This is a genomic window from Paenibacillus sp. FSL R7-0331, assembly GCF_000758645.1.
Taxonomy (GTDB): domain Bacteria; phylum Bacillota; class Bacilli; order Paenibacillales; family Paenibacillaceae; genus Paenibacillus_AQ; species Paenibacillus_AQ camerounensis.
The window spans coordinates 4,008,171-4,033,617 of record NZ_CP009284.1 but is presented as its reverse complement, the minus strand read 5'-3'; the positions used below and the strand labels follow the sequence as shown (position 1 = coordinate 4,033,617).

General features: G+C 52.2%; 19 protein-coding genes and 1 pseudogene. 17 read left to right on the top strand and 3 right to left on the bottom strand.

All coding sequences use genetic code 11. The features are described 5' to 3' along the window. Positions 1-406: 406 nt before the first annotated feature. Positions 407-2,875 (top strand): annotated as a pseudogene (locus R70331_RS32520) (LamG-like jellyroll fold domain-containing protein); the annotation flags it as partial. A gap of 18 nt (positions 2,876-2,893) precedes the next feature. Beyond that, positions 2,894-3,793, top strand: a complete 900-nt coding sequence (locus tag R70331_RS32515) for a LamG-like jellyroll fold domain-containing protein (protein WP_442950586.1) — start codon at positions 2,894-2,896, stop codon at positions 3,791-3,793. Positions 3,794-3,889: 96 nt separating this feature from the next. Here R70331_RS32515 and R70331_RS17020 read toward each other — a convergent pair whose 3' ends face one another. Continuing rightward, positions 3,890-4,204, bottom strand: a complete 315-nt coding sequence (locus tag R70331_RS17020) for a winged helix-turn-helix transcriptional regulator (RefSeq protein ID WP_042177385.1) — start codon at positions 4,202-4,204, stop codon at positions 3,890-3,892. Positions 4,205-4,403: 199 nt separating this feature from the next. On the opposite strand from R70331_RS17020, the gene zwf reads away from it, so the two are divergent. The 4 genes from zwf to R70331_RS17000 all read left to right on the top strand — a co-directional run bounded on the left by zwf (position 4,404) and on the right by R70331_RS17000 (position 9,149). Further along, entirely contained in the window at positions 4,404-5,942 is a 1,539-nt protein-coding gene (zwf, locus tag R70331_RS17015) for a glucose-6-phosphate dehydrogenase (RefSeq protein WP_042177384.1), read from the top strand. A gap of 63 nt (positions 5,943-6,005) precedes the next feature. After that, positions 6,006-6,899 (top strand): phosphogluconate dehydrogenase (NAD(+)-dependent, decarboxylating), encoded by an 894-nt coding sequence (gene gnd / locus R70331_RS17010; RefSeq protein WP_042177383.1) that lies wholly within the window; start codon positions 6,006-6,008, stop codon positions 6,897-6,899. A gap of 169 nt (positions 6,900-7,068) precedes the next feature. Further along, positions 7,069-7,743, top strand: coding sequence for a response regulator transcription factor (locus R70331_RS17005; RefSeq protein ID WP_042177382.1), 675 nt, complete (start codon positions 7,069-7,071; stop codon positions 7,741-7,743). Positions 7,744-7,868: 125 nt separating this feature from the next. After that, positions 7,869-9,149: an L-cysteine desulfidase family protein gene (locus R70331_RS17000; protein ID WP_042177381.1), complete on the top strand. Its 1,281-nt coding sequence runs from the start codon at positions 7,869-7,871 to the stop codon at positions 9,147-9,149. Between the two features lie 93 nt (positions 9,150-9,242). Here the strand turns inward: R70331_RS17000 and R70331_RS16995 are convergent, their stop codons facing one another. Further along, positions 9,243-9,998 carry a DeoR/GlpR family DNA-binding transcription regulator gene (locus R70331_RS16995; RefSeq protein WP_042177380.1) on the bottom strand — a complete coding sequence of 252 codons (756 nt, stop codon included), beginning with the start codon at positions 9,996-9,998 and terminating at the stop codon, positions 9,243-9,245. Positions 9,999-10,386: 388 nt separating this feature from the next. On the opposite strand from R70331_RS16995, the gene R70331_RS16990 reads away from it, so the two are divergent. From R70331_RS16990 to R70331_RS16965, 6 genes are all read left to right on the top strand, one after another. Continuing rightward, the gene (locus tag R70331_RS16990; RefSeq protein ID WP_039873951.1) at positions 10,387-11,538 is read left to right on the top strand and encodes an iron-containing alcohol dehydrogenase; all 1,152 of its coding nucleotides are present in this window, start codon (positions 10,387-10,389) and stop codon (positions 11,536-11,538) included. Between the two features lie 30 nt (positions 11,539-11,568). Further along, positions 11,569-13,044, top strand: coding sequence for a rhamnulokinase (gene rhaB, locus R70331_RS16985; RefSeq protein ID WP_042177379.1), 1,476 nt, complete (start codon positions 11,569-11,571; stop codon positions 13,042-13,044). Between the two features lie 249 nt (positions 13,045-13,293). Further along, on the top strand, positions 13,294-14,550 hold the full coding sequence (gene rhaA, locus R70331_RS16980; RefSeq protein ID WP_042177378.1) for an L-rhamnose isomerase: 1,257 nt from the start codon (positions 13,294-13,296) through the stop codon (positions 14,548-14,550). An 89-nt stretch (positions 14,551-14,639) separates the two neighbouring features. Continuing rightward, positions 14,640-15,485 (top strand): rhamnulose-1-phosphate aldolase, encoded by an 846-nt coding sequence (gene rhaD, locus R70331_RS16975; RefSeq protein WP_042177377.1) that lies wholly within the window; start codon positions 14,640-14,642, stop codon positions 15,483-15,485. Positions 15,486-15,758: 273 nt separating this feature from the next. Continuing rightward, positions 15,759-16,853, top strand: a complete 1,095-nt coding sequence (locus tag R70331_RS16970; RefSeq protein ID WP_156131148.1) for an NADH:flavin oxidoreductase — start codon at positions 15,759-15,761, stop codon at positions 16,851-16,853. Between the two features lie 149 nt (positions 16,854-17,002). Then, the gene (locus R70331_RS16965; protein WP_052419093.1) at positions 17,003-18,199 is read left to right on the top strand and encodes a beta-ketoacyl-[acyl-carrier-protein] synthase family protein; all 1,197 of its coding nucleotides are present in this window, start codon (positions 17,003-17,005) and stop codon (positions 18,197-18,199) included. Between the two features lie 83 nt (positions 18,200-18,282). Here the strand turns inward: R70331_RS16965 and R70331_RS16960 are convergent, their stop codons facing one another. Continuing rightward, the gene (locus tag R70331_RS16960) at positions 18,283-19,857 is read right to left on the bottom strand and encodes an alpha/beta fold hydrolase (protein ID WP_042177374.1); all 1,575 of its coding nucleotides are present in this window, start codon (positions 19,855-19,857) and stop codon (positions 18,283-18,285) included. A gap of 465 nt (positions 19,858-20,322) precedes the next feature. On the opposite strand from R70331_RS16960, the gene miaB reads away from it, so the two are divergent. The 5 genes from miaB (at position 20,323) to R70331_RS16935 (ending at position 25,409) form a co-directional block, all read left to right on the top strand. Beyond that, entirely contained in the window at positions 20,323-21,930 is a 1,608-nt protein-coding gene (miaB, locus tag R70331_RS16955; RefSeq protein WP_081947860.1) for a tRNA (N6-isopentenyl adenosine(37)-C2)-methylthiotransferase MiaB, read from the top strand. Positions 21,931-21,948: 18 nt separating this feature from the next. Then, positions 21,949-22,407, top strand: coding sequence for a YlbF/YmcA family competence regulator (locus R70331_RS16950; RefSeq protein ID WP_042177373.1), 459 nt, complete (start codon positions 21,949-21,951; stop codon positions 22,405-22,407). 142 nt (positions 22,408-22,549) lie between these two features. Further along, positions 22,550-23,320, top strand: coding sequence for an NUDIX domain-containing protein (locus tag R70331_RS16945; RefSeq protein WP_042177372.1), 771 nt, complete (start codon positions 22,550-22,552; stop codon positions 23,318-23,320). Between the two features lie 57 nt (positions 23,321-23,377). Further along, complete coding sequence (locus R70331_RS16940; RefSeq protein ID WP_042177371.1) at positions 23,378-23,926, top strand: cysteine hydrolase family protein; 549 nt, start codon at positions 23,378-23,380, stop codon at positions 23,924-23,926. Further along, positions 23,916-25,409, top strand: a complete 1,494-nt coding sequence (locus tag R70331_RS16935; RefSeq protein WP_042177370.1) for a nicotinate phosphoribosyltransferase — start codon at positions 23,916-23,918, stop codon at positions 25,407-25,409. The genes R70331_RS16940 and R70331_RS16935 overlap by 11 nt, the downstream gene beginning before the upstream one ends. Positions 25,410-25,447 lie beyond the last annotated feature (38 nt).

Sequence of the window (25,447 nt, the reverse complement as noted above, 5' to 3'; positions counted from 1 at the left end):
GAGCGGAGCCGGCTTCAGCCGGGTAAAGCTTGAGACTGCCTTGCCGGCGGGTTCGCGTATCCAGCTTAGCGGCAGCTTTGATTCTGTTGCAGTGAATGCTGACGGAGGACCGGAGCTTGTGCTGCTGAGAGGCGTAATCGCGGAATTGACGCTTAACCGCATGGCAGCGCTGCGTGCGGAGGCCGGAAGCGAGATCAGGAATCTGATCCCTAATCTGAACGGGCAGATCACGGTTCAGGGCACCGGTAAGGTAAGCTATGATCCGAAATTCAGCGGGTTAATCAAGCTGGAATCACCGGTGCCAACAGCTACAGCTACTTCAGCTCCGGTAATTAACGGCGGAAGCACCGGATCGCCGGCGTCGTCGCCAAGTCCCGAAGCTTCGCCAACGCCGGCAGTAACTCCGGCGGCTACACCGGCACCAACTCCGGTTGCTACCCCGGCGCCAACCCCGGTACCCACTGCACCGGTGTTCAGCAACGTATCCGTACATGATCCTTCGGTAGTGAAGGAGGGCGGGACGTATTATGTTTTCGGCTCGCATATTGAAGCGGCCAAGTCGCAGGATCTGCTGAACTGGAGTACGTTCACTAACGGCTACAAGACACCGGATAATGCGCTTTATGGTGATCTGTCAGCCAATCTGGCGGAATCCTTCGCCTGGGCCGGGGAGGACGATTCTGACAGCAAGGGCGGATTCTCTGTCTGGGCACCGGATGTGTTCTGGAATGCGGAATATGTCAACGGTGATGGTACCAAAGGTGCCTACATGATCTATTACAGCGCCTCCTCCACCTATATCCGTTCTGCAATCGGCTTTGCTGTCTCACAGAACATTGAAGGCCCGTATGTTTACGGCGGGACGGTGATCTATTCCGGCTTCACACTCGATGAGCAGTATGATGCCGACAGCACAGTCAATAAAAAGTGGACTAATACCAACATTCAGGCACTGATCGGCAATGGAACGCTGGAAGGCATGAATCCGGCGTGGTTCAATGCAAACGGCACGTACAACAACAAGCAATTTACCAATGCGATTGACGCGACGCTGTTCTATGACAAGGAAGGCAAGCTGTGGATGACCTACGGCTCCTGGTCGGGCGGGATATTCGTGCTGGAGGTTGATCCGGCTACCGGACAGCCGGTATACCCGGGCAAAGACGGAGCTACAGCAGACGGCAGAATGATCGACCGTTATTTCGGAACCAAGATATCCGGCGGTAATTATAAATCCGGCGAAGGGCCTTATATCGTCTATGACAGCATAACCGGCTATTACTATCTGTATGTAACCTACGGGGGGCTGGCTGCTGACGGCGGCTACAATATGCGTCTCTTCCGCTCAGTGAACCCGGACGGGCCCTACATGGATGCTGCGGGGCAGAATGCTGTACTGGCGACGGACGGGGATCACTCGGATATCGGCAACAAGCTGATCGGCAATTTCCTGTTCAGCAACCTGAACGGCGAGGCGGACTTCCCGGCATACGGCTACGTGTCCTCCGGCCATAATTCAGTCTTTTATGATGAAGAGCTGGGCAAGCTGTTCAACTTCTTCCATACCAGGTTCCCGCTGCGCGGGGAGACCCATGAGGTCCGGGTGCACCAGATGTTCATGAATGAGGATGCCTGGCCGGTTGTGGCTCCGCACCGTTATTCCGGCGAGACACTAGCCAGGCTTCAGCGGGCAGATGTCGTCGGTGCGTACCAGTTCGTTAATCACGGCAAGGATACCTCAGGCACAATTAAACCGACTGTAAATGCCCAGCTGCTGGAGGACGGCACGCTGGCAGGGGCGGTAAGCGGAACCTGGGAGCTGACAGGCGATTATTATGCCCATCTGCTGATTAACGAAACAGAGAAGGGCAGTATGGTGCAGCGCCTGTACAAAGGGGTATTCGTGAAGCAGTGGGATTCCACCCGGAACGAACAGGTTATGGTCTTTACGGCGATGTCCGGCCAGGGCGTATCCGTCTGGGGCAGTGCCATCAGGCAGCTTAGCGATGAAGAGCTGGTGGACAATATTGCCCGCGGCCTGACGCTTGGCGATACCAGCAAGGTCTATAAAGACCTGAAGCTGCCGGTGTCCGGTGTGCAAGGGGCTGTCATTACCTGGACATCCTCAAATCCCGCTGTTGTTGCGGCAGACGGCAAGGTTACCCGGCCGCAGGCAGGCAGCGGCAATGCCGAGGTGCAGCTGACCGCAACCCTTAAGCTAGGCGATGCTTCGGTCACGAAGACCTTCACTGCAGTGGTTATTCAGCTGGGCGGGACGCTGCTGGAGGATGGGCTTGTAGCTGCATATGATTTTGAAGACAGTCTGGCGGAGAGCGCCGGCCGGCAGGCTGACGGTACCGTAACCGGCAAGCTGCTGAACACGACAGATGGAACGGTTGCGTATGCAGCCGGCCAGGACGGGCAGTCACTCAAGCTTGAAGGCAATTCCGGTGTCCGGCTGCCGGACGGGCTGATTAACGGCAGCGCGTATACATTCAGCCTGTGGCTGAATCCGCAGGAGCTGACCGCTTTTACACCGGCGTTCTTCGGTGCCAAAAGCCCTGCCAGCTGGATGAGCCTGCTGCCTTACGGCAACGGCGGGGCGACCACCCGGGTCTGGTTCGGCAGTGAAACCTGGCTGGATGCTGATGCCGGGCTCCAGGTTCCGGTTGGCCAGTGGTCGCATATCGCCTTCACCTATGATGCAGGAACCGTTAAGCTTTACCTGAACGGAATGCTGAAATATACAGGTACGAACTATACTGACCTGTTTGCAGGTGAAGACAGTGTCTTTGCACTTGGGGTCAACTACTGGGATATCCCATACAAAGGACAGATCGATAAGCTTCGCATTTATGAAAAAGCACTGACGCCCGAAGCTGTTGGCTGGCTCGTGAACGGGGAGCCGGATGCCAACGTGAAGGTAAGTACAGTTGCCTTTGCTGATGCGCAAAAAGTTATCGCTGTCGGAAATACCTTTACTCCGGCCGTCTCTATTCTTCCGCTCAACGCCGGCAACCAGGCCTTGTCCTGGACCTCAAGTGCACCCGCGATCGCTGCGGTTGATACGACTGGCGGAGCAGTGACAGCCAAGTCAACAGGTGAAGCGGTCATTACAGCTGTTTCCACTGACGGAGGCAATATAACTGCGAGTTATACGGTAAAGGTTACGGACGGACGGGTGGCAGTGTATTCTTTTGAAGGAGACCTGAAGGATTCGCTCCAGCTCGCGGGTCAAGGCAGGGTGACGGGGGCGCTGATTGGCAGCGCTACTGTCGGCAGTATTACTTACGGGAACGGGGTAATAGGCCAGGCTGCTCAATTTGACGGTGCTTCCGGGATCAGGCTGCCAGACGGACTAATTAACACCAACACTTATTCAGTCTCGCTGTGGCTAAATCCGGACCAGCTAACGACATACACAACGGCTTTCTTTGGGGCAAGCTCGAACAGCAGCTGGATCAGCCTGGTGCCGAAGGGTCCTTCGGATGCCACTATACTATGGTCAAATGCGGTCTACGAGGCAACTGCAGGCTACATCATTCCTGCGGAGACCTGGACGCATCTCACTATCACGGTAGACAACGGGACGGTTAAGCTGTACATTAACGGGGAGGAAAAGTTCTCGGGCAGCGGATTTCCGGATATTTTTAAAAGCAGCAACGGCGTATTTACGCTAGGGGTTAACTATTGGGATGTGCCGTTCAAAGGTCTGATCGACGAGCTGAAGCTGTATAACAATGTGCTTACACCGGAAGCGGTGCTGGCTGATTACCATTCGGCTGGTCTTTAGAAGGCAGGCTTGTGAAAAGAAAAGAGAAGGAGCGGGACGCGATGTCCTGCTCCTTTTTTTGTCTATATACAGTGCGTATTCTCTGCAGCAGGCTTCTTACAGCCATTTAACCGCCCACTTTTCCACATGGCTGAGCGCAGCCCCAAGCTCCTGTCCCTTGACGGTCAGCGAATATTCCGTCCGGACCGGCCGGTCCGGAATTACAGTACGGGTTAGCAGGCCGCAGCCCTCCAGCTCCTTCAGCCGTTCGTTCAAGATACGTTTGCTCAGATCCGGTATGAGGGTGTGCAGCTCGCTGAACCGTTTGGGGCCTTCCATCAGCACATGAAGGATGAAATTGACCCATTTTTTCCCGACGATATGATACGCATGCTCCACTTTGGCTAGTAACGGCCTGATTTCCTGATCCATCGAACATCCGCCCTTTGAAGTTATTAATAATATCCTGCTTACTATACCATAGTGAGAAACTTCGTGAAAATAAGTACTTTTCGTAAATGTCGAAATGAGGTTGACGGATGGTATTTGCAGGCGTATGATGAGTTTTATTACGTTTATGAGTAATTAAAAGTAACCTAATATAATTAATATAATAACGGGAGGAATGAAAGTGGAATCATCTACCTTTGTGCTGTTTGGCGCTACCGGAGATCTGGCGAAACGCAAAATCTATCCGGCACTATATAACCTGTTTGCCGATGGCAAGCTTTCTAGTCCTCTCTCTGTAATTGGCCTGGGCAGAAGAGAGCTCAGCAAGGAAACGTTCCAGGCGCAGGTGCTGGATTCGCTGCGTACCTTTTCCCGCCGACCTGTGAAGGATTCAGCGGAGCTGCAGCGTTTTTTGCTGGCTTTTGAATATAGCGTGCTGGACGTTGGACGTCCTGAGGATTACACGAAGCTGCTGGCCCATGTGCAGCGGCGGGAAGCAGAGCTTGGACTTTCAGGTAACCGGATGTTTTATTTGTCCGTTGGCCCGGAATTCTTCGGACCGATTGCCGCTAATATTCATGACAGCGGTCTGGGTGATACCACAGGCTGGAAGCGACTGATTATCGAGAAGCCGTTCGGCCGGGATCTGCAGTCTGCACGGGAGCTTAATGAGAGTCTGAATGCGGCTTTCCGGGAGGAGGAGATCTTCCGGATCGACCATTTCCTCGGCAAGCCGATGGTGCAGAACCTGGAAGTGCTCAAGTACTCCAACCCGGTGCTCCGGGCGCTCTGGCAGAACCGGTACATCGCTAACGTCCAGATTACGGCTGCTGAGACTGTCGGAGTGGAAGAGCGGGCAGGCTATTATGATAAATCAGGTGCGCTGCGCGATATGTTCCAGAACCATATGCTGCAGCTGCTGATGATGATGGCCATGCAGCTGCCCAAAGACAGCAGTCCCGACGATGTCCGCAGCAAAAAACGCCATGTGATCCGCTCCGTGCGTCCGCTGCTGAAAGACGAGCTGGGACAGAATGTGGTGCGCGGGCAATACGGTGCAGGCGAAATTAAGGGCAAGCCGGTATCATCATATCTTGATGAGCCTGGGATTGAGTCCTCCTCACAGAATGATACGTACATTGCCGCGCGGCTGTGGATTGATGATCCGATGTGGCGCGATGTACCGTTTTATATCCGTACCGGCAAACGGTTGAAGGAGAAATCGACCAGAATTGTTATTGAGTTCAAGGAACCGTTTAATGATGCTCATAACGTTAACAGAGGCAAGCTTCCGCTTGATCCGAATCTGCTGATTATTGAAATTGGTCCCGGTGAAGGCATTTCGCTGCAGCTAAATACCAAAAATCCGCGCCAGCACGGGGCGCTTGAGCCGGTAAGCATCAGACATGATTCAGCGAATCCCGATCTGCCGGAAGCCTATGAGAATCTGATCTATGATGCGCTGCTCGGCGATGCGACTTTCTTTGCGCACTGGGAAGAGGTGGAGCTGAGCTGGCAGTGGGTGCAGCCGATTATTGAGGCCGTGGAGGAAGGTACGCTTCCGCTCCATACGTATGCTGCGGGTTCATACGGTCCGGCTGCAGCAGATGTGCTGCTGGGCGAGGACCACTGGTGGCTGGATGAGCCGGAGAGCAAACCGGACGGAATTGTTGAAGTAACCGGCAGGCTGGATGAACAGGTTATCCGGGCCGGGGCGTAAGAGAGCTGGAGTTAAGCATGGACTGACAATAATCAATTAAGAATATAACCGGAGGGATATCATATGAAAGTCGGATTAATCGGACTGGGTAAAATGGGCTTCAATCTTGGCCAGAACCTGCTGGAGCATGGTCATGAGGTTGTGGCATACGATGTAAACGCTGATGCGGTAGCCGAGCTTGGCACCAAAGGGGCAGCTGGAGCAGCAAGCCTGGCTGAGCTTGTAAATAAACTGGATGCACCGCGGGTTGCCTGGATTATGGTACCGCACCAGTTTGTTGATTCTGTAATCGCTGAGCTGACTCCCCTTTTGTCTAAGGGAGATATTATTATTGAAGCGGGCAATTCACACTACAAGGAGTCGATCCGCCGCCACGGCGAGCTGGAACAATCCGGGATCTACTATCTGGATGCAGGAACCTCGGGCGGTATGGAGGGAGCCCGCAACGGCGCCTGCTATATGATCGGCGGAGACGAGGAGGCCTGGGCAGTTGCCGAGCCGCTGTTCCGTGATACTTCAGTGGAGAACGGCTACCTGTATGCGGGCAAGTCGGGCAGCGGCCATTTTCTGAAGATGGTCCATAACGGGATCGAATACGGCATGATGGCCGCCATCGGCGAGGGCTTTGAGGTTCTGGAGAAAAGCGGCTATGACTTCGATTTCGAGCAGGTAGCCCGCGTGTGGAATAACGGATCGGTCATCCGGTCCTGGCTGATGGAGCTGGTAGAGCGCGCCTTTTCTAAGGATGCCAAGCTGGATGACATTAAGGGCGTTATGCATTCCTCCGGGGAGGGCAGATGGACGCTGGAGACAGCGTTTGACCTGCAGGCGGCCACACCGGTCATTGCGATGTCGCTGCTGATGCGCTACCGGTCGCTTGAGACGGACACTTTTACCGGCAAGGTGGTTGCTGCGCTGCGTAATGAATTCGGCGGGCATGCAGTTGAAAAGAATTAAGCATCCAGGTCCGGCCTGTACGATGCAAATGCGTCAAGTCTCCAAGCCCTGAGCGGGCAGGGAGATTTGGCGCTTTTTTGGTTTTCCGGCGGTTAGTATGCATGAAAGGTGTGCTTTCGTATAGTATAATGATTACTTTGATAAAAGCCGGGAAAAGAGGAGGAATCATATGGCTGCCATATTGGTTGCAGATGACGATGCGAACATTCGCGAGCTTGTCTGTCTGTTTCTGCGTAATGACGGATTTACGGCTATAGAGGCTGCTAATGGAAGGGAGGCGCTGGACGTATACGCTTCAATGCCGGTTGATCTGGTCATCCTGGACATTATGATGCCGGTGATGGACGGGTGGACCTTATGCAAAGAGCTGAGAAAGGCCAGCCCGGACCTACCGCTGCTGATGCTGACGGCCAGAGGGGAGACCTGGGAGAAGGTGAAGGGCTTTGAGCTCGGCACGGATGATTATCTGACAAAGCCCTTTGATCCGCTAGAGCTGACCGTCCGGGTGAGAGCATTGCTGAAGCGTTATAAAATCGGTACCACACAGACCGTTTCACTAGGTGATATTGTCCTTGACCGGCTGACCTATAAAGTGATTAGGGGTACAGAAGCGCTGACATTGCCGTTAAAAGAGTTCGAACTGCTCTATAAGCTTGCCTCCACTCCCGGTCAGGTGTTCACGCGCGGACAGCTGATTGAGCAGATCTGGGGAATGGATTACTCCGGGGATGACCGTACAGTGGATGTACATATTAAGCGCCTGCGTGAGCGGTTCGGCGAATCGGCCGGGTTCCGCATTGAGACTGTCCGGGGGCTTGGATACCGGCTTGAGACGGGCCTGTAACCAGAGCATCACACAGTATTTTCCAGTCCTTCTGCAGCTGAATAAACGGTTCCCTCAGCCTTCAGTCTGATGTAGTATATAGAGATAGCTCAGACAGAGAACCAGAGAAAAAGGGGGGATCATATATGGTTAACTTACTTGATATATTGAAAAAGGAAATCGTTCCGGCGGAAGGCTGTACGGAGCCGATTGCGGTAGCCTATGCGGTCTCTTTGGCGGCAGAGCTGCTTCAGGAGGAGATTACAGGAATTCAGCTGTTCCTCAGCGGCAATATTATTAAGAACGCTATGGGGGTCGGTATTCCAGGGACAGGACAGACCGGGCTGCCGATCGCAGCTGCGCTTGGTGCTGTAATCCACCGCTCCCACAGAAAGCTGGAGATTCTCTCAGGGCTGACGGCTGATGAGCTTAGTCAGGCTAATGCGATTATAGACCGTAAGCTGCTCTCCGTGGAGTTGAAGGATACACCGGAGAAGTTGTATATAGAAGCAAGGGTACAGAGCGCGAATCACCGGGCAACAGCGGTGGTGGCGAAAGAACATACTAATATCGTTCTGCTGGAGAAGGATGGAGTCCCTATTAATGTCCAGAAGGACAAGGGGGATTGCGGGGAGGACGAGCAGCTAAGTTCAGAAGCATACGCTGTTTCAATTGAAGGGATTTATGAGTTTGTCTGCGGTACAGACTTCACTGAGCTGGAATTTCTGCTGGAAGGCGCCAGAATGAATAAGGCGATTTCAGATGAGGGCCTGCGGGGGAATTACGGTCTTCAGGTCGGCAAAAAAATGAGCCAGCGCTCGGCAGTCAATCTGTTCGGCAACGATGTGGCCAATTCCGTAATCGCCGCAACAGCTGCGGCTTCCGATGCGCGGATGGACGGCAGTGCGATGCCGGTCATGACGACGGCGGGCAGCGGGAATCAGGGGATCGCTGCAACACTGCCTGTTATTAAGCTGGCCGAGCTTATGGGTAAAAGTGATGAGCTGCTGGCCCGGGCCATTGCGCTCAGTAATCTGGTCACCGTTCATGTCAAGCATTACATCGGCCGGCTCTCGCCGCTGTGCGGATCAGGAATTGCCGGCGGAGTAGGAGCAAACAGCGGAATCATCTATCTGATGGGCGGCAGCCTGGAGCAGATCAAGCATGGCATCCAGAATACGATTGCTTCGTTGTCCGGCATGATCTGTGACGGGGCCAAATCCACCTGTGCGCTCAAAATCTCCACTGCTACCAATGCCGCAATCCAGGCGGCGACACTTGCGATGAATAATATATCACCGACAGACAATGACGGCGTCATATTTGAAAAGGTAGAGGATACCATCCGCAACATGGAACGGCTTGTCCAGGAAGGGCTTGCCGCCACGGATGAGACGATTCTCAATATTATGCTGTCCAAAGCTTAATAGCAGCTACACTTAAAAGGACATTTCCCGGGAAGAGGGAAATGTCCTTTTTTTGGATACACATATTATATAGAAGAAACACGTTCACTTACATTAGCACAGAACCTCAATATTCTCCTCGGCCAGCCGCTTGAGCCAGGCTTCCGACGGCTTGCGGTCGGTGATCAGCACATCAATCCGGTTCAGCTCCACCAGCTTCGTAAAAGCGGTCTTGTCAAACTTCGTATGATCTGCCAGCAGAACAACCTTCTCCGCCTGCCGCAGCATATATTTCTTGAGCTCGCACTCCGGTTCATTGGAATCGGTAATGCCCCTCTCCATATCAATCCCCTTACAGCTGATTACGGCCGTATCCACATTGTAGCGCTGGATCGTATCGTGGGCAACCGGGCCAACCAGCGAGAGGGAACGGTGGCGCAGGGAACCGCCGGTGGAAATGATGTTCATTCCGGAATTTGCGAACTCCTGCAAAATATTGATTGAGTTCGTGATGAGTGTCAGATTGTTTTTATTACCCAGCAGTTTCAGGAATTCAAAAGAGGTCGAGCTGGGGTCTACCATCAGGGTATCCCCGTCATTAATCAGATCAAGCGCCTTCAGCGCGATGTTGCGTTTAATATCCGTATTGAGCGCATTACGGGTTACAAAAGGAAGATCCTCGTTGGTGTGCCTGTTGAGCATGGCTCCCCCGTAAGTCCGGCTTACAATCCCGTCCTTTTCAAGCTTCTCCAGATCCCTGCGGATCGTTTCTTCCGTTACTTCGAACATGCGGCTCAGGTCGGAGACCAGCACTCTTTTATCCTGATGGACAAGATCTATAATTCTGTTGCGTCGTTCGGCAGCCAGCATTTGTAATCACCTTTCCGGAGCTATACTCTGAATCCCAAGCATTATCTATAAATATAGACCTGAATATCTGTGTTTTGCAATAAATTAGATGAAAACCACACAAGTTTTATTATAATACTCATTATAATCTGCGTTTTACAAACAGTAAACAAATAAAAACAACACAAATAATATTTTATTTGTTGACAACACAGATTTATAGAGCTACGATAAGAGTGTTCATTTTCTCTTTGAAAGCGCATGCTTCATTAGACTAAGCGCCTGAGCAAAGGTCCGCTGCGAAACCTACAGAGACCAGCCTGAGGTGCCGCAGCCGGGATAACCCTTACAGAGAAGAAGATAAACTAGGCACTATGCAAGACAACATTATCGGGAGGCTGGTCATTCAATGAGTACTCGTGTTTATTATGTTCCTTCTATTAACATTATGGGCAAAGGCTGTCTGCAGGAAATCGCTCCTTACATTCAAGAGCTGAATCTGAAGAAAGCACTGGTAGTTACCGATAAGTTCCTGGTAAAGAGCGGAATTGCCGGCAAATTGCTGTCCGTGCTGGATGCAGCCGGTATTGAGTATGTGGTATATGATGAAGTGAAACCGAATCCGACCTGTAAGAATGTTCATGACGGTGTGGATTTCCTTAAATCGCATGAATGTGATTATCTGATCTCGATCGGCGGAGGTTCACCGCAGGATACAGCCAAAGCGATCGGAATCGTGGCTACCAATGGCGGACATATTGCCGAGTATGAAGGTGTACACAAATCCAAGAATAAATCACTGCCGATTGTTGCGGTTAATACAACTGCCGGAACCTCCAGTGAAGTTACAATTAACTACGTTATTACTGACGAAGAGCGCAAGGTGAAGATGGTAATGGTCGATAAGAACAGCATCGCCACCATTTCCGTAAATGATCCTGAGCTGATGGTCGATAAGCCTGCTGCACTGACTGCGGCAACCGGTATGGACGCATTGACCCATGCGATTGAAGCACTGGTCACTCCAGGCGCTTATCCTGTTACGGATGCTACTGCATTGGCGGCTGTTGAGCTAATCTTCGGCAACCTGGCGAAAACCGTAAAGAACGGCCATGATATTGAAGCGCGTGAACAGATGGTATATGCGATTTTTCTGGGCGGACTGGCGTTCAACAACGCCGGACTAGGCTATGTGCATGCAATGGCGCATCAGCTCGGCGGTGTATATGATCTGCCGCACGGCGTGTGTAACGCGATGCTTCTGCCTTATGTAGAAGAAGAGAATGCCAAATATGTGCCTGAGAAATTCCGGGCTATCGCCAAGGCAATCGGCCTTCAGGTAGAAGGCAAGTCGGACAAAGAATGTGCAGACTTCGTTATTGAGTCGATTAAGGAGCTGTCCAAGGAAGTCGGCATTCCGGCTAAGCTGTCTGAGCTCGGCGTTGACGAAGTGGATCTTGATCTGCTGGCTGAGAATGCCATGAAGGATGCCTGCGCACCTGGCAATCCGTTCATTCCGACCAAAGAAGAAGTTATCGCATTGTTCCGCAAAATTCTCTAAATTATTATATTTTAGATGAGGAGATTCCTTATGAACTATCATATTGCCGTCGATATCGGCGCCTCCAGCGGGCGGCTTGTGCTCGGCACCATCGCAGACGGAATTCTCTCGCTGGAGGAAATTCACCGTTTCAGCAACGGGTTTACCGAACGTGACGGTTCCTGCTTCTGGGATATTGATTATTTATTTGAAGAAATTCTGCGCGGCCTGCAAAAAGCCAAGACAGCCGGTATTACCAAATGCACCCTGGGTATTGATACCTGGGCTGTAGACTATGTGCTGCTGGATGCTGAGGGCAACCGGCTGCAGGAGGTATACGCCTACCGTGACCGCCGTACAGACGGCGTAATGGAGAAAGTAGCCAAGCTGATTTCGCCGGAACAGGTGTATGCCAAGACCGGGATTCAGCAGCTAACCTTTAATACGTTATATCAGCTGTACGCCCATGACGCTAAAGAGCTGGCGGCAGCCGACCAGATTCTGCTTGTTCCGGACTATCTCTACTATAAATTGTCCGGCCGGAAGATTAACGAAGTCACCAATGCTTCGACGACGCAGCTGCTTAATCTCGCTGATCGTGAGTATGATGCAGATCTGCTGTCATTGCTTCATCTTAAGAGAGAACAGTTTGCTCCGCTTACTGAGCCCGGTGAAGTGCTTGGCAGCCTCAGGGATGACCTGAAGCAGCAGTATGATCTGCCGGACTGCGAGCTTATCTGCGCAGCTACACACGATACAGCCTCGGCTGTACTGGGCGTGCCTGTGCAGGATGACCGTGCCGCTGCTTACATCAGCAGCGGAACATGGTCGCTGCTCGGTGTTGAGCTGGATCATCCGGTCAATACAGAGGCGGCAATGCAGGCGAATTACACAAATGAGTGGGGCGCTTTTGGAACCTACCGTTTCCTCAAGAACATTATGGGACTTTGGCTGATTCAGGAGGTGCGCAGACTGGACGGGGAGCGTTACAGCTTCGCTGAACTGGCTGAGCTTGCGGCTGAAGCTGAAGGCTGGCGCAGCCTGATTCCGTGCAATGATCCGCGGTTCCTGAATCCGGACAACATGATTGAAGAGATCCGCCTCGCCTGTGCTGAGAGCGGCCAGCCTGTCCCGCAAACGCCGGGCGAGCTTGCCCGCTGCATCTTCGACAGCCTGGCACTCTCGTACCGCAGTTATCTGGGTGAGCTGGAACAGCTGACCGGCAGACCGGTAGAGGTGCTGCAGATCGTCGGCGGCGGTGCGAACAACACGCTGCTGTGCAAGCTGACAGCCGATATTATCGGCCGGGAAGTGCTGGCTGGCCCTACAGAATCGACAGCGCTTGGCAATCTGGCCATTCAGCTGATTCACAGCGGAGCTGTTGCGGATATCAGGGAAGCCCGTACGATCATCGGCAAGTCCTTTAAGATACAGTCTTACCAGCCGCGCCCGCTTCCCCAGCTTGAGGCCCTGCTGGCCCGCTGGGAAGCGCTGCATGCAGTGTCTGCTGCAGGCGGCAGCCAATAGATAGGATTTATAGAGCAGATGCTCACACAAAACGAAGCAAATGCTTCCGAAGTCAGTTTTGTACGAAGTAGAACCAGGTGGAGCAGATGCTCACAAAACGAAGCAAATGCTTCCGAAGTCAGTTTTGTACGAAGTAGAACCAGATGGAGCAGATGCTCACAAAACGAAGCAAATGCTTCCGAAGCCAGTTTTGTACGAAGTAGAACCAAGTGGAGCAGATGCTCACAAAACTTTTAGGAGGAACCCAACATGGATCAGAGCATCATCAACAGCTATAACGAAGCAAAGAAATTGTACGCAGCCCACGGCATCAACGTGGATGAAGTATTGGAGAAGCTGGCAGAGATTAAGATTTCCCTTCACTGCTGGCAGGGGGACGATGTACAGGGCTTCCTGTTCAAGGACAAAGAGCTGAGCGGCGGAATCGCTGTAACCGGCAGCTACCCTGGACGCGCCGGAACACCTGATGAGCTTCGCAAGGATCTTGAGAAGGCATTGTCGCTCATCCCGGGTAAACATAAAGTCAATCTGCACGCTATCTATGCTGACACAGATGAGAAGGTGGATCTGGATGAGCTGGAGCCGCACCATTTCTCTAACTGGGTAGAGTGGGCTAAAGAACAGGGGCTGGGCCTTGATTTCAACCCGACCTGCTTCTCACATCCCAAAGCCGCTGACGGCTTCACTCTCAGCCATGCTGACGAAGAGATCCGCAGCTTCTGGATCAAGCACTGCAAAGCTTCCCGCAAAATCGCCGAGTCCTTCGGCCGCGAGCTGGGTCAGCCTTGTGTGACTAACTTCTGGGTACCGGACGGCTACAAGGATACTCCGGTAGACCGCCTGGCTCCGCGTGCACGCCTGCGCGATGCACTGGATGAAGTATTCAGCGAAGAAATTGACCCGCAGTACAACATCGATGCTGTTGAGAGCAAGCTGTTCGGCATCGGCTCCGAGAGCTACGTTGTCGGTTCGCATGAATTCTACATGGGCTATGGAATGACCCGCGGCAAAGCCATCTGCCTTGATGCCGGACATTTCCACCCGACCGAAGTCATCTCGAACAAGCTGTCCTCGATCCTGATGTTCAGCGAGCAGCTGCTGCTGCATGTCAGCAGACCGGTACGCTGGGACAGTGACCACGTTGTAACAATGGACGATGAGCTGCTGGAAATCGCCCGTGAGCTGGTCCGCGGAGATCTGCTGCCGCGCACTAATATCGGCCTGGACTTCTTCGACGGCAGTATCAACCACGTTGCCGCCTGGGTAATCGGAACACGCAACACAATCAAAGCTTTGCTGCGTGCTATGCTTGAGCCGATTGCCGAGCTGAAGAAGATTGAGCTGGAAGGCGACTATACTTCACGCCTGGCATTGGTAGAGGAATTCAAGTCCTATCCGTTCGGCGCTATCTGGGATTACTACTGTGCTTCCCAGAACACACCGGTCCGCGAAGGCTGGCTGGCTGATGTGAAGGCTTACGAGAAGGAAGTTCTGTCTGCCAGATAAGGCTATTTATATAACAAACAATAATTTGTATTTTTGAATGGTCATCATTTCTACTACCAACAGATCTGCATTCAAAGGAGAGATAATATATGAGCACGTCCGTTATTGAAACTAAAGGCTATATTGCCGGAACCGAAGCCCCTTTTATCCAGGAAATGTCCGAAATCACCCATCACATGTGGTCCCTGGGCTGGGATGAGCTGAACGGCGGTAACATCAGCTACCTGCTGGACGAAGAAGAAGTGGCTAAGTACATTAATATCCGTGAGCCGCTGCGCACGATTCAGCTTACTTTTCCTGTAACTGAGCTTGCAGGCAAATACTTCATCGTGACAGGTTCCGGTAAATACTTCCGCAACGTGATCAAAGACCCGGAAGCTAACCTGGGCGTACTGCGCGTATCCGCTACAGGTGAGAGCGTTGAAGTGCTGTGGGGTCTGCGCAACAACGCTGTACCTACAAGCGAGCTGGCTTCCCATTTCATGAGCCATATTGAACGTCTGAAGGTTGATGCAAATCACCGTATTGTTCTGCACACTCACGCTACCAATGTTATCGCTATGACGTTCACCCATGACCTGGATGAGCTGAAATTCACTAAAACCCTCTGGGAAATGTGCACAGAATGTCTGGTTGTCTTCCCTGACGGCATCGGCGTTATTCCTTGGATGGTTCCGGGCAGCAGTGATATCGGCCGGGCAACAGCCGCCAAGATGAAGGACTACCGCGTAGTAATCTGGCCGCAGCACGGTATTTTCGTAACAGGCTCTACTATGGACGCTACCTTCGGTCTGGTAGAAACGATTGAAAAAGCAGCGATTATTTACAACCTGATCGGCGGCAGAGAAATCAAGCAGTCGATTACCGACCAGCAGCTTGCTGATCTGGCTGCAGCCTTCCGCGTAACGCCAAAAGCCGGCGTGCTGAATCTGTAGAATAGAATTTATTAAAATATCAAAATCGGACATCAGCAGCTCATTTGCGGATGTCCGGTTTTTTTGACCGATTGTCTGGTCGGCTAAAGGGCAAAAATGCCCTTGATATCAGCCCAGGCGGCTGAATCGGCTAATCTGGCCCGGTGCTCAGCTCCGGGCGTTCTATTATAAAGTACTTCGGCCCCGGCTCAGGCTGTACTATTTGCTTTTGATCCCGTCAGCCATCATAATATACTTACTTTAAGTAATTATATTATGCATTGGAGGCCCGATATGAACTCAGAATTATTGTTTACTCCTTTTCAGGCTGGACCGCTGTCGCTTGCTAACCGAATTGTTATGGCTCCGATGACCCGTGCTCATTCGCCGGAGGGAGTGGCCGGCCCTGATGTGGCTGCATATTACCGCAGACGTGCGGAGGGCGGAGTCGGGCTGATTGTAACCGAGGGCACTGCAATCAACCACCCGTCAGCCGTCAGCCATCCGAGCATCCCCAATATTCATGGGGAGGCCGCGCTGGAAGGCTGGGCAAATGTTGTTCAGGAGGTGCATGCTGCAGGCGGTAAGATTATCCCGCAGCTGTGGCATGTCGGAATGGCCCGCTCCATTGGTGATCTGCCGAATGCGGATGCACTGCCAATCGGGCCGTCCGGGCTTAGCCTCGCCGGAGAACCGGTGACGGAGCCGATGACGAAGCAGCAAATCGACGGGATTGTTGCGGCCTTCGCCCGGGCTGCAGCAGATGCCAAGAAAATCGGCTTTGACGGAATTGAGCTGCACGGTGCCCATGGCTATCTGATTGACCAGTTCTTCTGGGAGAAGACCAACCAGCGTACAGATGAGTACGGCGGCGATCTGGAAGCACGTACGACCTTTGCCGTAGAGATCATTGATGCCTGCCGCCGTGCGGTCGGTCCGGACTTCCCGATTATCCTGCGCTTCTCGCAGTGGAAGAGCGGGGATTATTCGGCCAAGCTGGCCCGGACACCGGATGAGCTGACCCGTTTCCTGACGCCGCTGAGCAATGCCGGTGTAGACATCTTCCACTGCTCCACCCGCCGCTTCTGGCTGCCTGAATTCGAAGGCTCCGAGCTTAACCTTGCCGGCTGGACCAAGCGCATTACCGGCAAGCCGGTAATTACGGTAGGCTCAGTTGGCTTGAACAGCGAGTTCACCGGAGGGGCTGCTGAGCATCATGATGAGGACAACCTGGAACGTCTGCTGCAAAGATTGGAGAAGTCTGAATTCGATCTGGTGGCTGTAGGCAGAGCGCTGATCAGTGATCCTGCATGGCCGGCCAAGGTGCAGAGCGGACACAAAGAAGAGATTATCCCCTTTACTCCGGCTGCGCTCCAGACATTGAGTTAATCTTTTCCGGTTCATAACTGTCTTACCAAAGAGAGCTTCTACCGTTTGATTGGGAATCTGGCATGCAGATCCGAAATAGACAAGGGTGGAAGCTCTTTTTTTTGTCTATAAAGTTGCTCTTTTTAATTTGCATAAGAGGGTGGATGAGGGTGAAGGAACGGATAGCGGTTACCGGGTATGGAATAAAGGTTCCTAACGGCGGGAATTGCAGTGAACTGCTGCAGAATTTGCTCAGCGGCGAGTACAGATTTACTGTAAATGATGATCTTGCGCCAAACGGAGAGACACTGGTGATCGGTGAGGTCACAGGCGGACTCGGTAATCTGGACGATAAGCAGCACAGGGTGCTGCCGCGGATTGCGAAGCTGGCTATTTGTACTGTTTCTGAAGCACTGGAAATGTCCGGACTGGACCTGAATGATAAGGAAGCGGCAATAGGTACAGGGGTTTTTATGGGAACAACCATGGGCGGGATCACACCGCTTGAGGAGATGGTCACGTTATCAGCAGCTGGCCGGTTTAAAGACATGCCGGTATATTGCTGCGGGCTGGTTCATTATCACAGTCTGGCATCGGCGGTCTCAGGCTACTATCGGCTGAATGGAATCACCAAGACAGTAACCACCGGCTGTACTGCTGGTATTGAGGCTATCGAGGATGCAATGATGTACCTGCAGAACGGCAGAATCCATACGGCGATAATCGGCGCAGCAGACAGCAGTAATAATAAAGCGACGGTCTATGGTTTTGGTAAAATGAGAGCGTTGCCTTATGGACAGCAGGCAGATGCGGCAGGCTCTCCATTCAGCAAAAACAGCAAAGGATTCGTTCTGTCAGAAGGGGCAGCATGCCTCATTCTGGAAACAGAAGAGCGTGCAAAAGCGCGGCATGCAATGATCTACGGGTATATTGATGCTATAGCAACTAATAATGACGGTGAATCAGTCAACGGTCATGATCCGTCGGGCAGGATGATGAAGCAGGCGGCCAGCCGTGTGGCAGGAGGACGATATCCGGATTATTATAACAGCCAGGCGATGGGCTATGCCGCCAATGACCGGATTGAAGAGATCGTATCAAGGGAGCTGTTTGATCACAGTGTTCCTCTCACTTCCATCAAAGGACTGACCGGACATCCGTTCAGCGTCAGCGGTCCGGCACAGATTATTGCCTCACTGCTCGGCTTTCAGCATCAATTCATCCCGGGAACGATCCGGACGGACAGGTCAGGATATGAGCATCTCCCGCTGATTACAGAGACATTGCTGCAGCCGTCTGCCGAGGTGCTGATAACCAGCCATGGATATGGCGGCAACAATGCCTGTGTATACTTAACGAGACAGTAGCAACGGGGGAAGTACTGCTATGCATACTAACCCTGATGAGCCGAATATCAGCCGTGCCTTCATCGCAATAACTCTAAGCGGGATCATTTGACAGGCTGCAGCTTGACAAGCTTGTTGCGCCATGCTTTGGCTTCACGCTTCTGATTGATCAGTTCATAGAGGGAGGCAATCCGCTCATAGGCATCATACTCTTCCGGATTAAACAGGATTACATATTTCAGGCAGGCAATAGCGCTTGTATACTTACCGAGCTTCACCAGTACATCAGCTTGATTGTGGGCCAGAGTAACCAGCTGTATTTCCAGACGCATCCGCAGATTTAAATTCCAGTCCTGGTCAATATGCCGGAACAGATCGTCACGGATATGCGAGACAATCTCCTGAATCAGGATTTCCTGTTGTACAGGGTCCGTTTCATTGAGCGCCAGTCTGGTATTCTCCTGCAAAGTAAGCAGATCACACTCCACTGCGGCCTGGAGCGAGATTTGCCGGTTATCGCTGCTGATCAGCTTCGTCTCTTCATTATTCAGCAGCTGTTTAAGATGATTGAGGCAGACACGCAGCTGATTGCGGGCTTTAGTCTTACCCATATCCTTCCACAGGTCCTCGCACAGCTGGTCTCTTGTGGCTAGCGGATTGAGCAGCAGGTAGATCAGCAGATCTTTGGCGCTTCTTCTTCCCCAGCCGCTTACAACCGGTTTACCATCAATGAAGACCTGAAATGAGCTGAGCAGCGTTACCGTTAGCCGGACAGCTGAAGGCTCAGGCTGTACAGCCTGATTGACCAGTCCAATAAAGTCGGCATGCAGATCCAGCAGATAAGGATCAAGAGGCGTGCGGTAACCGGCTGTCTCAGCATCAAAAAACACCTTGATCTGCTTATACGTATCTTCAGGCTGGTCATAGAACAGCATATTTGATGCATTATAGATGGTTGTGTACCGGCAATCCGGATTTGCAGAAGCAATCAGTCCGGACAGGTACGGTGGATACATCGGGTCACGTTCACCTGTCAGCAGCAGCAGCGGTCCGGTAGTTTTCCTGAATATCTCCATTATTTCCGCATGCGCACCGGCAAAGAAATCAAGCAGCTCGATATAACGGTCGATGGTTACCATGCTGAACGCATCATACAGTCTGGCGAATTCCGGAGATCCCGGCTGAAACAGGGTGGCATTGGGGATAACATGATCCGCCAAAGCGCGCATGGACTGATGGTTCATCAGATTTTTACGGTAATCCGCATACTTGTTTGCCGTGCTGTTAGAATTAAACAGCGGCAGGGACAGCAGTACATTGCTACGGACTTTAGACGGATACGCTTTAGTGTAGTACAGGCCGATGATGCAGCCGGCGCCATGGGAGACGATATGAAAATCCTCAATGCCGAGCTGACACACCAGACTGTTCAAATGCCCGACGTAGCTGATGGCCAGCCTAGCCGGATCAATGCTGTCTGTCCCGCTAAGCCCGTGTCCGCGAAAATCATATCTGAGCAGATGAAACTCATCTTCCATATAAGGGATGATCCGGTCCCAGCAGGTGTGATCGAAGCCCATACCATGAATCAGTACAAGCGTCCGGGTATTTTCATGTGCCTGTCTGGCCTTTTGATATTCATAATGCAGGTGTAAACCGTTCTCGAGCATGTGCTTCATTTCGGTACCCCTTTGTCTGACCATATAATCTATGTATTTTCATAATCGCTCTAGCAATAAAGTCTGTTATTTTATCATAATATGCGGTTTTATGTAGAAAAGTGTAACGTTACTGTAACGGTACAATGGTAGACTGTAGTAAAGCTATATTCATGGGGAGATGATTCGCGGAAATGAAGATGTTTTTTATCTGTGTCAAAAAGTCTAAGCTTGAAATGGTTTACTTACGAATGTACATCCGCCGCCCGAAATGATGTTCCACATACTATGTATAACTCAGAGCCTTTCTGCTGACTCCGGCAGGAGGCTTATTTGTATTACGGGTTTAGCTTTGGAGCAGGCAGGAGTGAGCCTGCCGCCCGCAGATGGATTAGCCTCCATTATTTATGCTATAATTTTTTATTGGCGATAATAAAATTAACCGATTTGACTACTGAAGCTTTCATTCATAAAGGACGTGAAAACATGACAATGGGGAATAACTCACCGGACTTAAAATCCGGCCAGGGCGGTTCGAAGGATTACTCTAAGTATTTTGATTTTTCTGATGCCAAAGTCATCAGTGAAGAAGAGGGCAAAACCACTTACAGAATCAAAGGCCGTACCGTACAGATCAACTCCAACCCGGATTATAAGGAAGGCAAGCGCCGGGGCAAGCAGGAGATCGAGGTCATTAACTTTGAGGATGCTGAAACGATCCGTATTATGGAGCAATTCCGTGAAATGAACAGCCTTAAGCAGCAGTACTATTTTATAGCCACCTACGGCTGCCAGATGAATGAGCATGACACCGAGACGATGAAGGGCATGCTGGAGGAAATGGGCTATCAGCCGGTGGAAGACCGGAATGAGGCAGATATTATTCTGCTTAACACCTGCGCAATCCGTGAAAATGCCGAAGATAAAGTATTCGGTGAGCTGGGCCACCTCAAAACGCTGAAGCTGGAGAAGCCGGGCCTGCTGCTGGGCGTCTGCGGCTGTATGTCCCAGGAGGAAGGCGTCGTGAACCGGATCATGGCCAAGCACGGCTTCGTGGATATGATTTTTGGTACACATAATATTCACCGCCTGCCGCAGATCATCAAGGAATCGCTGTTCAGCAAGGAGCTAGTTGTCGAGGTGTGGTCCAAGGAAGGCGACATCATTGAGAATCTTCCCAAGAAGCGGGAAGGCATGCGCGCCTGGGTTAACATTATGTACGGCTGCGACAAGTTCTGTACTTACTGTATCGTCCCGTTCACCCGCGGCAAGGAGCGCAGCCGCCGTCCGGAGGACGTTATCACGGAAGTGCGCGAGCTGGCCCGTCTGGGCTTCAAGGAAGTGACGCTGCTCGGGCAGAATGTGAATGCATACGGCAAGGATTTTACAGATATAGACTATACATTCGGGGATCTGATGGATGATATGCGTAAGATCGATATTCCGCGCATCCGTTTTATGACATCGCATCCGCGCGATTTTGACGATAGATTAATAGAAGTACTGGGCAAGGGCGGCAATCTGGCCGAGCATATCCATCTGCCGGTGCAGTCGGGAAGCTCAGCTGTGCTTAAGAAAATGAGCCGTAAATATACGCGCGAAGCTTATCTTGAGCTGGTCTATAAGCTGAAGGCCAGTGTGCCGGATGCGGTGCTGACCACGGATATTATTGTCGGCTTCCCCGGAGAAACCGAGGAGCAGTTTGAAGAGACGCTGTCCCTGGTCCGTGAAGTAGGTTATGATATGGCATATACCTTCATTTACTCGCCGCGTGAGGGTACGCCGGCTGCAGCAATGGAGGATAATGTTCCGACCCCGGTCAAGAACGGGCGGCTGAAGCGCCTGAATGACCTTATCAAGGAGCAGAGCCGGGTCAGCAACGACCGGATGCTCGGTGAGCTGGTGGAGGTGCTGGTCGAAGGGGAGAGCAAGAATAATGCAAGTGTACTCTCCGGTCGTTCCCGGGCCAATAAGCTGGTTCATTTTGAAGGTCCGAAGGAGCTGATCGGCAGCTTTGTGCAGGTCAGAATTACAGATACCAAAACCTGGTATATTAAAGGGGATTATGTGGCGGAAGCTGCAGCAGTCCTCTAACTATAGTGAAATGGGGCGATGAGTGTGAGCCAGGACAGTCCGAATGTGAATAAATACGGCATGCAGAGCTTCGACACCCGTGATCTGATTGTGCGAGAAGATATTATGGGCAAAGCAAAGGAGCTTGCAGCACTGATCTCGACCAGTGAGGAAGTGCGGCATTTTCAGCAGGCCGAGCTCAAAATCCAGAATCATGACCGGGTACAGGGGCTGATTGCCACTATTAAGAAGAAACAGAAGGAGATCGTCGCCTTTGAAAGCTTCGGCAATAAAGCAATGATAACAAAGATTGAACAGGAGATCGAAGACCTCCAGGATGAGATTGACGGTATTCCGGTTGTGAACGAATTCCAGCAGAGCCAGAGTGACATCAATTATCTGCTGCAGATGGTGATTTCGGTCATCCGGGATACTGTTTCCGATAAAATCAGTGTGGAGGCCGGCACGGATGCGCCGCCGTCCACCTGCGGAGATTAAATCCTGTTATTAGAGGGGCGGATGCAGATCCGTCCCTTTATTATCATCAAAATGTGGCAGATTTGTTGCTTTTGGAAGAGCAGGTTTGGTACATTAAAAGATACGAACGGTTAACAAAGCCAGCGGCAAAGGATGATCTAAAGTGAGCGAGAACGTGGAACAAACCTATAACGCCAAAAAATACCGCACTCCGGACGGCGTTCCGGCTGACATTGTGATGTTCACCTTAACGAAGCGGGAACGGAAGACGGTCACCAAGACGCTCCCCCTGCGTGAGCTGAAGGTGATGCTGATCCGGCGCAAGAAATGGCCGTGTGCCGGCATGTGGGCCCTGCCGGGCGGGTTCTGCCAGGAGGATGAGTCCATCTATGATGCGGCAACCCGTGAATTAAAGGAAGAGACCGGTGTTGACGGCGGTCATCTGGAATACCTCGGCGTATACAGCACCCCTGGACGGGATCCGCGCGGCTGGATTATCAGCCATGCTTTTTTTGCGCTGGTGGAGGAATGGATGCTTGAGCAGAGACAAGCCTCGGATGACGCCGGTGAGGTCGGGCTGTTCACACTGCAGGAGGCGCTTGAGGAGCTGGAGCTGGCCTTTGACCACCATGATATTATTACGGATGCTTATCTGCGGATTCAGCAGCAGATGCTGCAGACGACGATTGCCCGGCAGTTTTTGCCCCGGCATTTTACGCTGAGTGAGCTGTATCAGGTTATCCAGACAGTAGTTCCGGAATTCAAAGAGCCAAATTTTATCCGCAAAATTACGTCAACCCGCAGCCGGCAGGGTATATTAAAAGAAGTACGTGACGAAGCCGGCAACCCTGTCAGCTCGAATCAGTACTCCCAGCGGCCTGCGCAGCTCTATATGTTCACTGACCATGAGCCGTTATTATCTATTTATACTTAGGGCGCACACTGAATCTGCATCATGCACCACCTACCCATTTACCAGGAGGTATGTACAATGAAGGCATTGATCGTGATAGATTTCACCAATGATTTTATTGACGGCAGTCTGCCGGTCGGGCAGCCGGGAATTGATATTGCAGCCAGGGTGAGCGAATTGACTGAGCAGTTTGTGAAGAGCGGGGATTATGTGGTTATGGCAGTGGACCTGCATGAGGCGGCCGATCCGTATCATCCAGAGACCAGACTGTTTCCGCCCCACAACCTGCGGGATACACCGGGACGGGAACTGTACGGCGGTCTGAAGGCTGTCTATGAAGAGAACCGTGAGTCTATCTACTGGATGGACAAAACGCGTTACAGCGCCTTCTGCGGCACGGATCTGGAGCTGAAGCTGCGTGAGCGGGGCATCAGGGAGCTGCATCTGATCGGTGTCTGCACCGATATCTGTGTGCTGCATACGGCGGTGGATGCTTATAACAAAAACTTTGAAATCATCGTGCATGAGGATGCGGTGGCCAGCTTTAATCCGGACGGCCACACGTGGGCGCTGGGGCATTTCCGGGGAAGCCTGGGTGCACAGGTGGTACGTGCCGATGCAGAATAAGACAGGTCTAGGAGATGAGGATTTGAGGAGAGAGCTTGCTCTACATACAGACAAGTATCAGATTAATATGATGTACGCCCATTGGGTCAACGGCACCCATAAGCGTAAAGCGGTATTCGAAGCGTACTTCCGTAAGCTGCCCTTTGGCAACGGCTTTGCCGTATTCGCCGGACTGGAGCGGATTACCCAATATATCAGTGACCTCCGTTTCACGGAGGAAGATGTCCGCTACCTGTCGGAACAGGAAGAGAACTATGCGCCGGCGTTCCTAGAGGAGCTGCTGCAGTTCCATTTTAAAGGGAATATTCATGCGATGAAGGAAGGCGCGATTGTCTTTCCGGATGAGCCGCTGGTTCGGGTTGAAGGCACCATTATGGAGGCTCAGCTCGTCGAAACGGCGATCCTGAACTTCATGAACTATCAGACGCTGATCGCCACCAAGGCTTCACGGATTAAGCAGGTAGCTCCTAACGATATTCTGCTTGAGTTCGGCACCCGCAGGGCGCAGGAAGCGGATGCGGCGGTGTGGGGCGCACGCGCAGCTTACATCGGCGGATTCCATGCCACCTCAAACATGCTGGCCGGGCGGATGTTCGGCATCCCGACCAAGGGAACGCATGCCCATTCCTGGGTCCAGAGCTTCAGCAGCGAGCAAGAGGCATTCGACGCTTATGCCAAGGTAATGCCGGACGGCGTTACACTGCTGGTGGATACTTTTGATACACTGCGCAGCGGGGTGCCGCATGCGATCAATACGGCCAAGAAGCTGGAGGCCCAGGGAAAGAGAATGAACGGTATCCGGCTTGACAGCGGCGATTTGGCCTATCTGTCGCAGCAGGCCCGCAAGATGCTGGACGAAGCGGGACTGGACTACGTGAAGATTGTAGCCTCTAACGATCTGGATGAGAATACGATTATGGACCTGAAGCTGCAGGGTGCGGCAATCGATACCTGGGGTGTCGGCACACAGCTGATTACAGCTGCAGACCAGCCTTCCCTGGGCGGGGTGTATAAGCTGGTAGAGATTGAGTCTGCTTCCGGCGAGATGATCCCGACCATCAAGATCTCCTCCAATCCAGAGAAGGTCTCTACTCCGGGCAAAAAGGAAGTCTTCCGCATTGTCGGCACGAACGGTAAAGCGATGGCCGACTATATTAACTTCCCTGATGAGGCTGCCCCGCGCAACGGCGCCCGGATCAAGCTGTTTAACCCCCTGCATCCTTATCTGCGCAAAAACGTCGACAAGTATGAGGCGCTGCCGATGCTGGAGCCGATTTTCGTGAACGGCTTCCAGGTCTATTCCTTACCCCCGCTTGAAGAGATCCGCCGCTATCATGAGCAGCAGCTCGATCTGTTCTGGCCGGAATACCTGCGTAAGCTGAATCCTGAGGTGTACCGGGTTAACCTCAGCGAGCAGGTCTGGAACCGCAAGCAGCAGCTGATCGCCGAGCATATGCAGCTGGATCAGCTGGATAACGAGTAGCAGATGTACCCTTTTAAATGCGAATAAATCAGGCTGTC

Excerpts from the sequence above, each read along its gene's own strand:
- R70331_RS16970 (WP_156131148.1), top strand. The coding sequence starts at position 15,759 with ATGAACTCAGAATTATTGTTTACTCCTTTTCAGGCTGGACCGCTGTCG.
- R70331_RS16990 (WP_039873951.1), top strand. The coding sequence starts at position 10,387 with ATGAGTACTCGTGTTTATTATGTTCCTTCTATTAACATTATGGGCAAA.
- rhaB (WP_042177379.1), top strand. The coding sequence starts at position 11,569 with ATGAACTATCATATTGCCGTCGATATCGGCGCCTCCAGCGGGCGGCTT.
- R70331_RS17005 (WP_042177382.1), top strand. The coding sequence starts at position 7,069 with ATGGCTGCCATATTGGTTGCAGATGACGATGCGAACATTCGCGAGCTT.
- R70331_RS17000 (WP_042177381.1), top strand. The coding sequence starts at position 7,869 with ATGGTTAACTTACTTGATATATTGAAAAAGGAAATCGTTCCGGCGGAA.
- R70331_RS16995 (WP_042177380.1), bottom strand. The coding sequence starts at position 9,998 with ATGCTGGCTGCCGAACGACGCAACAGAATTATAGATCTTGTCCATCAG.
- rhaD (WP_042177377.1), top strand. The coding sequence starts at position 14,640 with ATGAGCACGTCCGTTATTGAAACTAAAGGCTATATTGCCGGAACCGAA.
- rhaA (WP_042177378.1), top strand. The coding sequence starts at position 13,294 with ATGGATCAGAGCATCATCAACAGCTATAACGAAGCAAAGAAATTGTAC.
- gnd (WP_042177383.1), top strand. The coding sequence starts at position 6,006 with ATGAAAGTCGGATTAATCGGACTGGGTAAAATGGGCTTCAATCTTGGC.
- R70331_RS17020 (WP_042177385.1), bottom strand. The coding sequence starts at position 4,204 with ATGGATCAGGAAATCAGGCCGTTACTAGCCAAAGTGGAGCATGCGTAT.
- R70331_RS16960 (WP_042177374.1), bottom strand. The coding sequence starts at position 19,857 with ATGAAGCACATGCTCGAGAACGGTTTACACCTGCATTATGAATATCAA.
- R70331_RS16935 (WP_042177370.1), top strand. The coding sequence starts at position 23,916 with ATGCAGAATAAGACAGGTCTAGGAGATGAGGATTTGAGGAGAGAGCTT.
- miaB (WP_081947860.1), top strand. The coding sequence starts at position 20,323 with ATGACAATGGGGAATAACTCACCGGACTTAAAATCCGGCCAGGGCGGT.
- R70331_RS16950 (WP_042177373.1), top strand. The coding sequence starts at position 21,949 with ATGAGTGTGAGCCAGGACAGTCCGAATGTGAATAAATACGGCATGCAG.
- R70331_RS16940 (WP_042177371.1), top strand. The coding sequence starts at position 23,378 with ATGAAGGCATTGATCGTGATAGATTTCACCAATGATTTTATTGACGGC.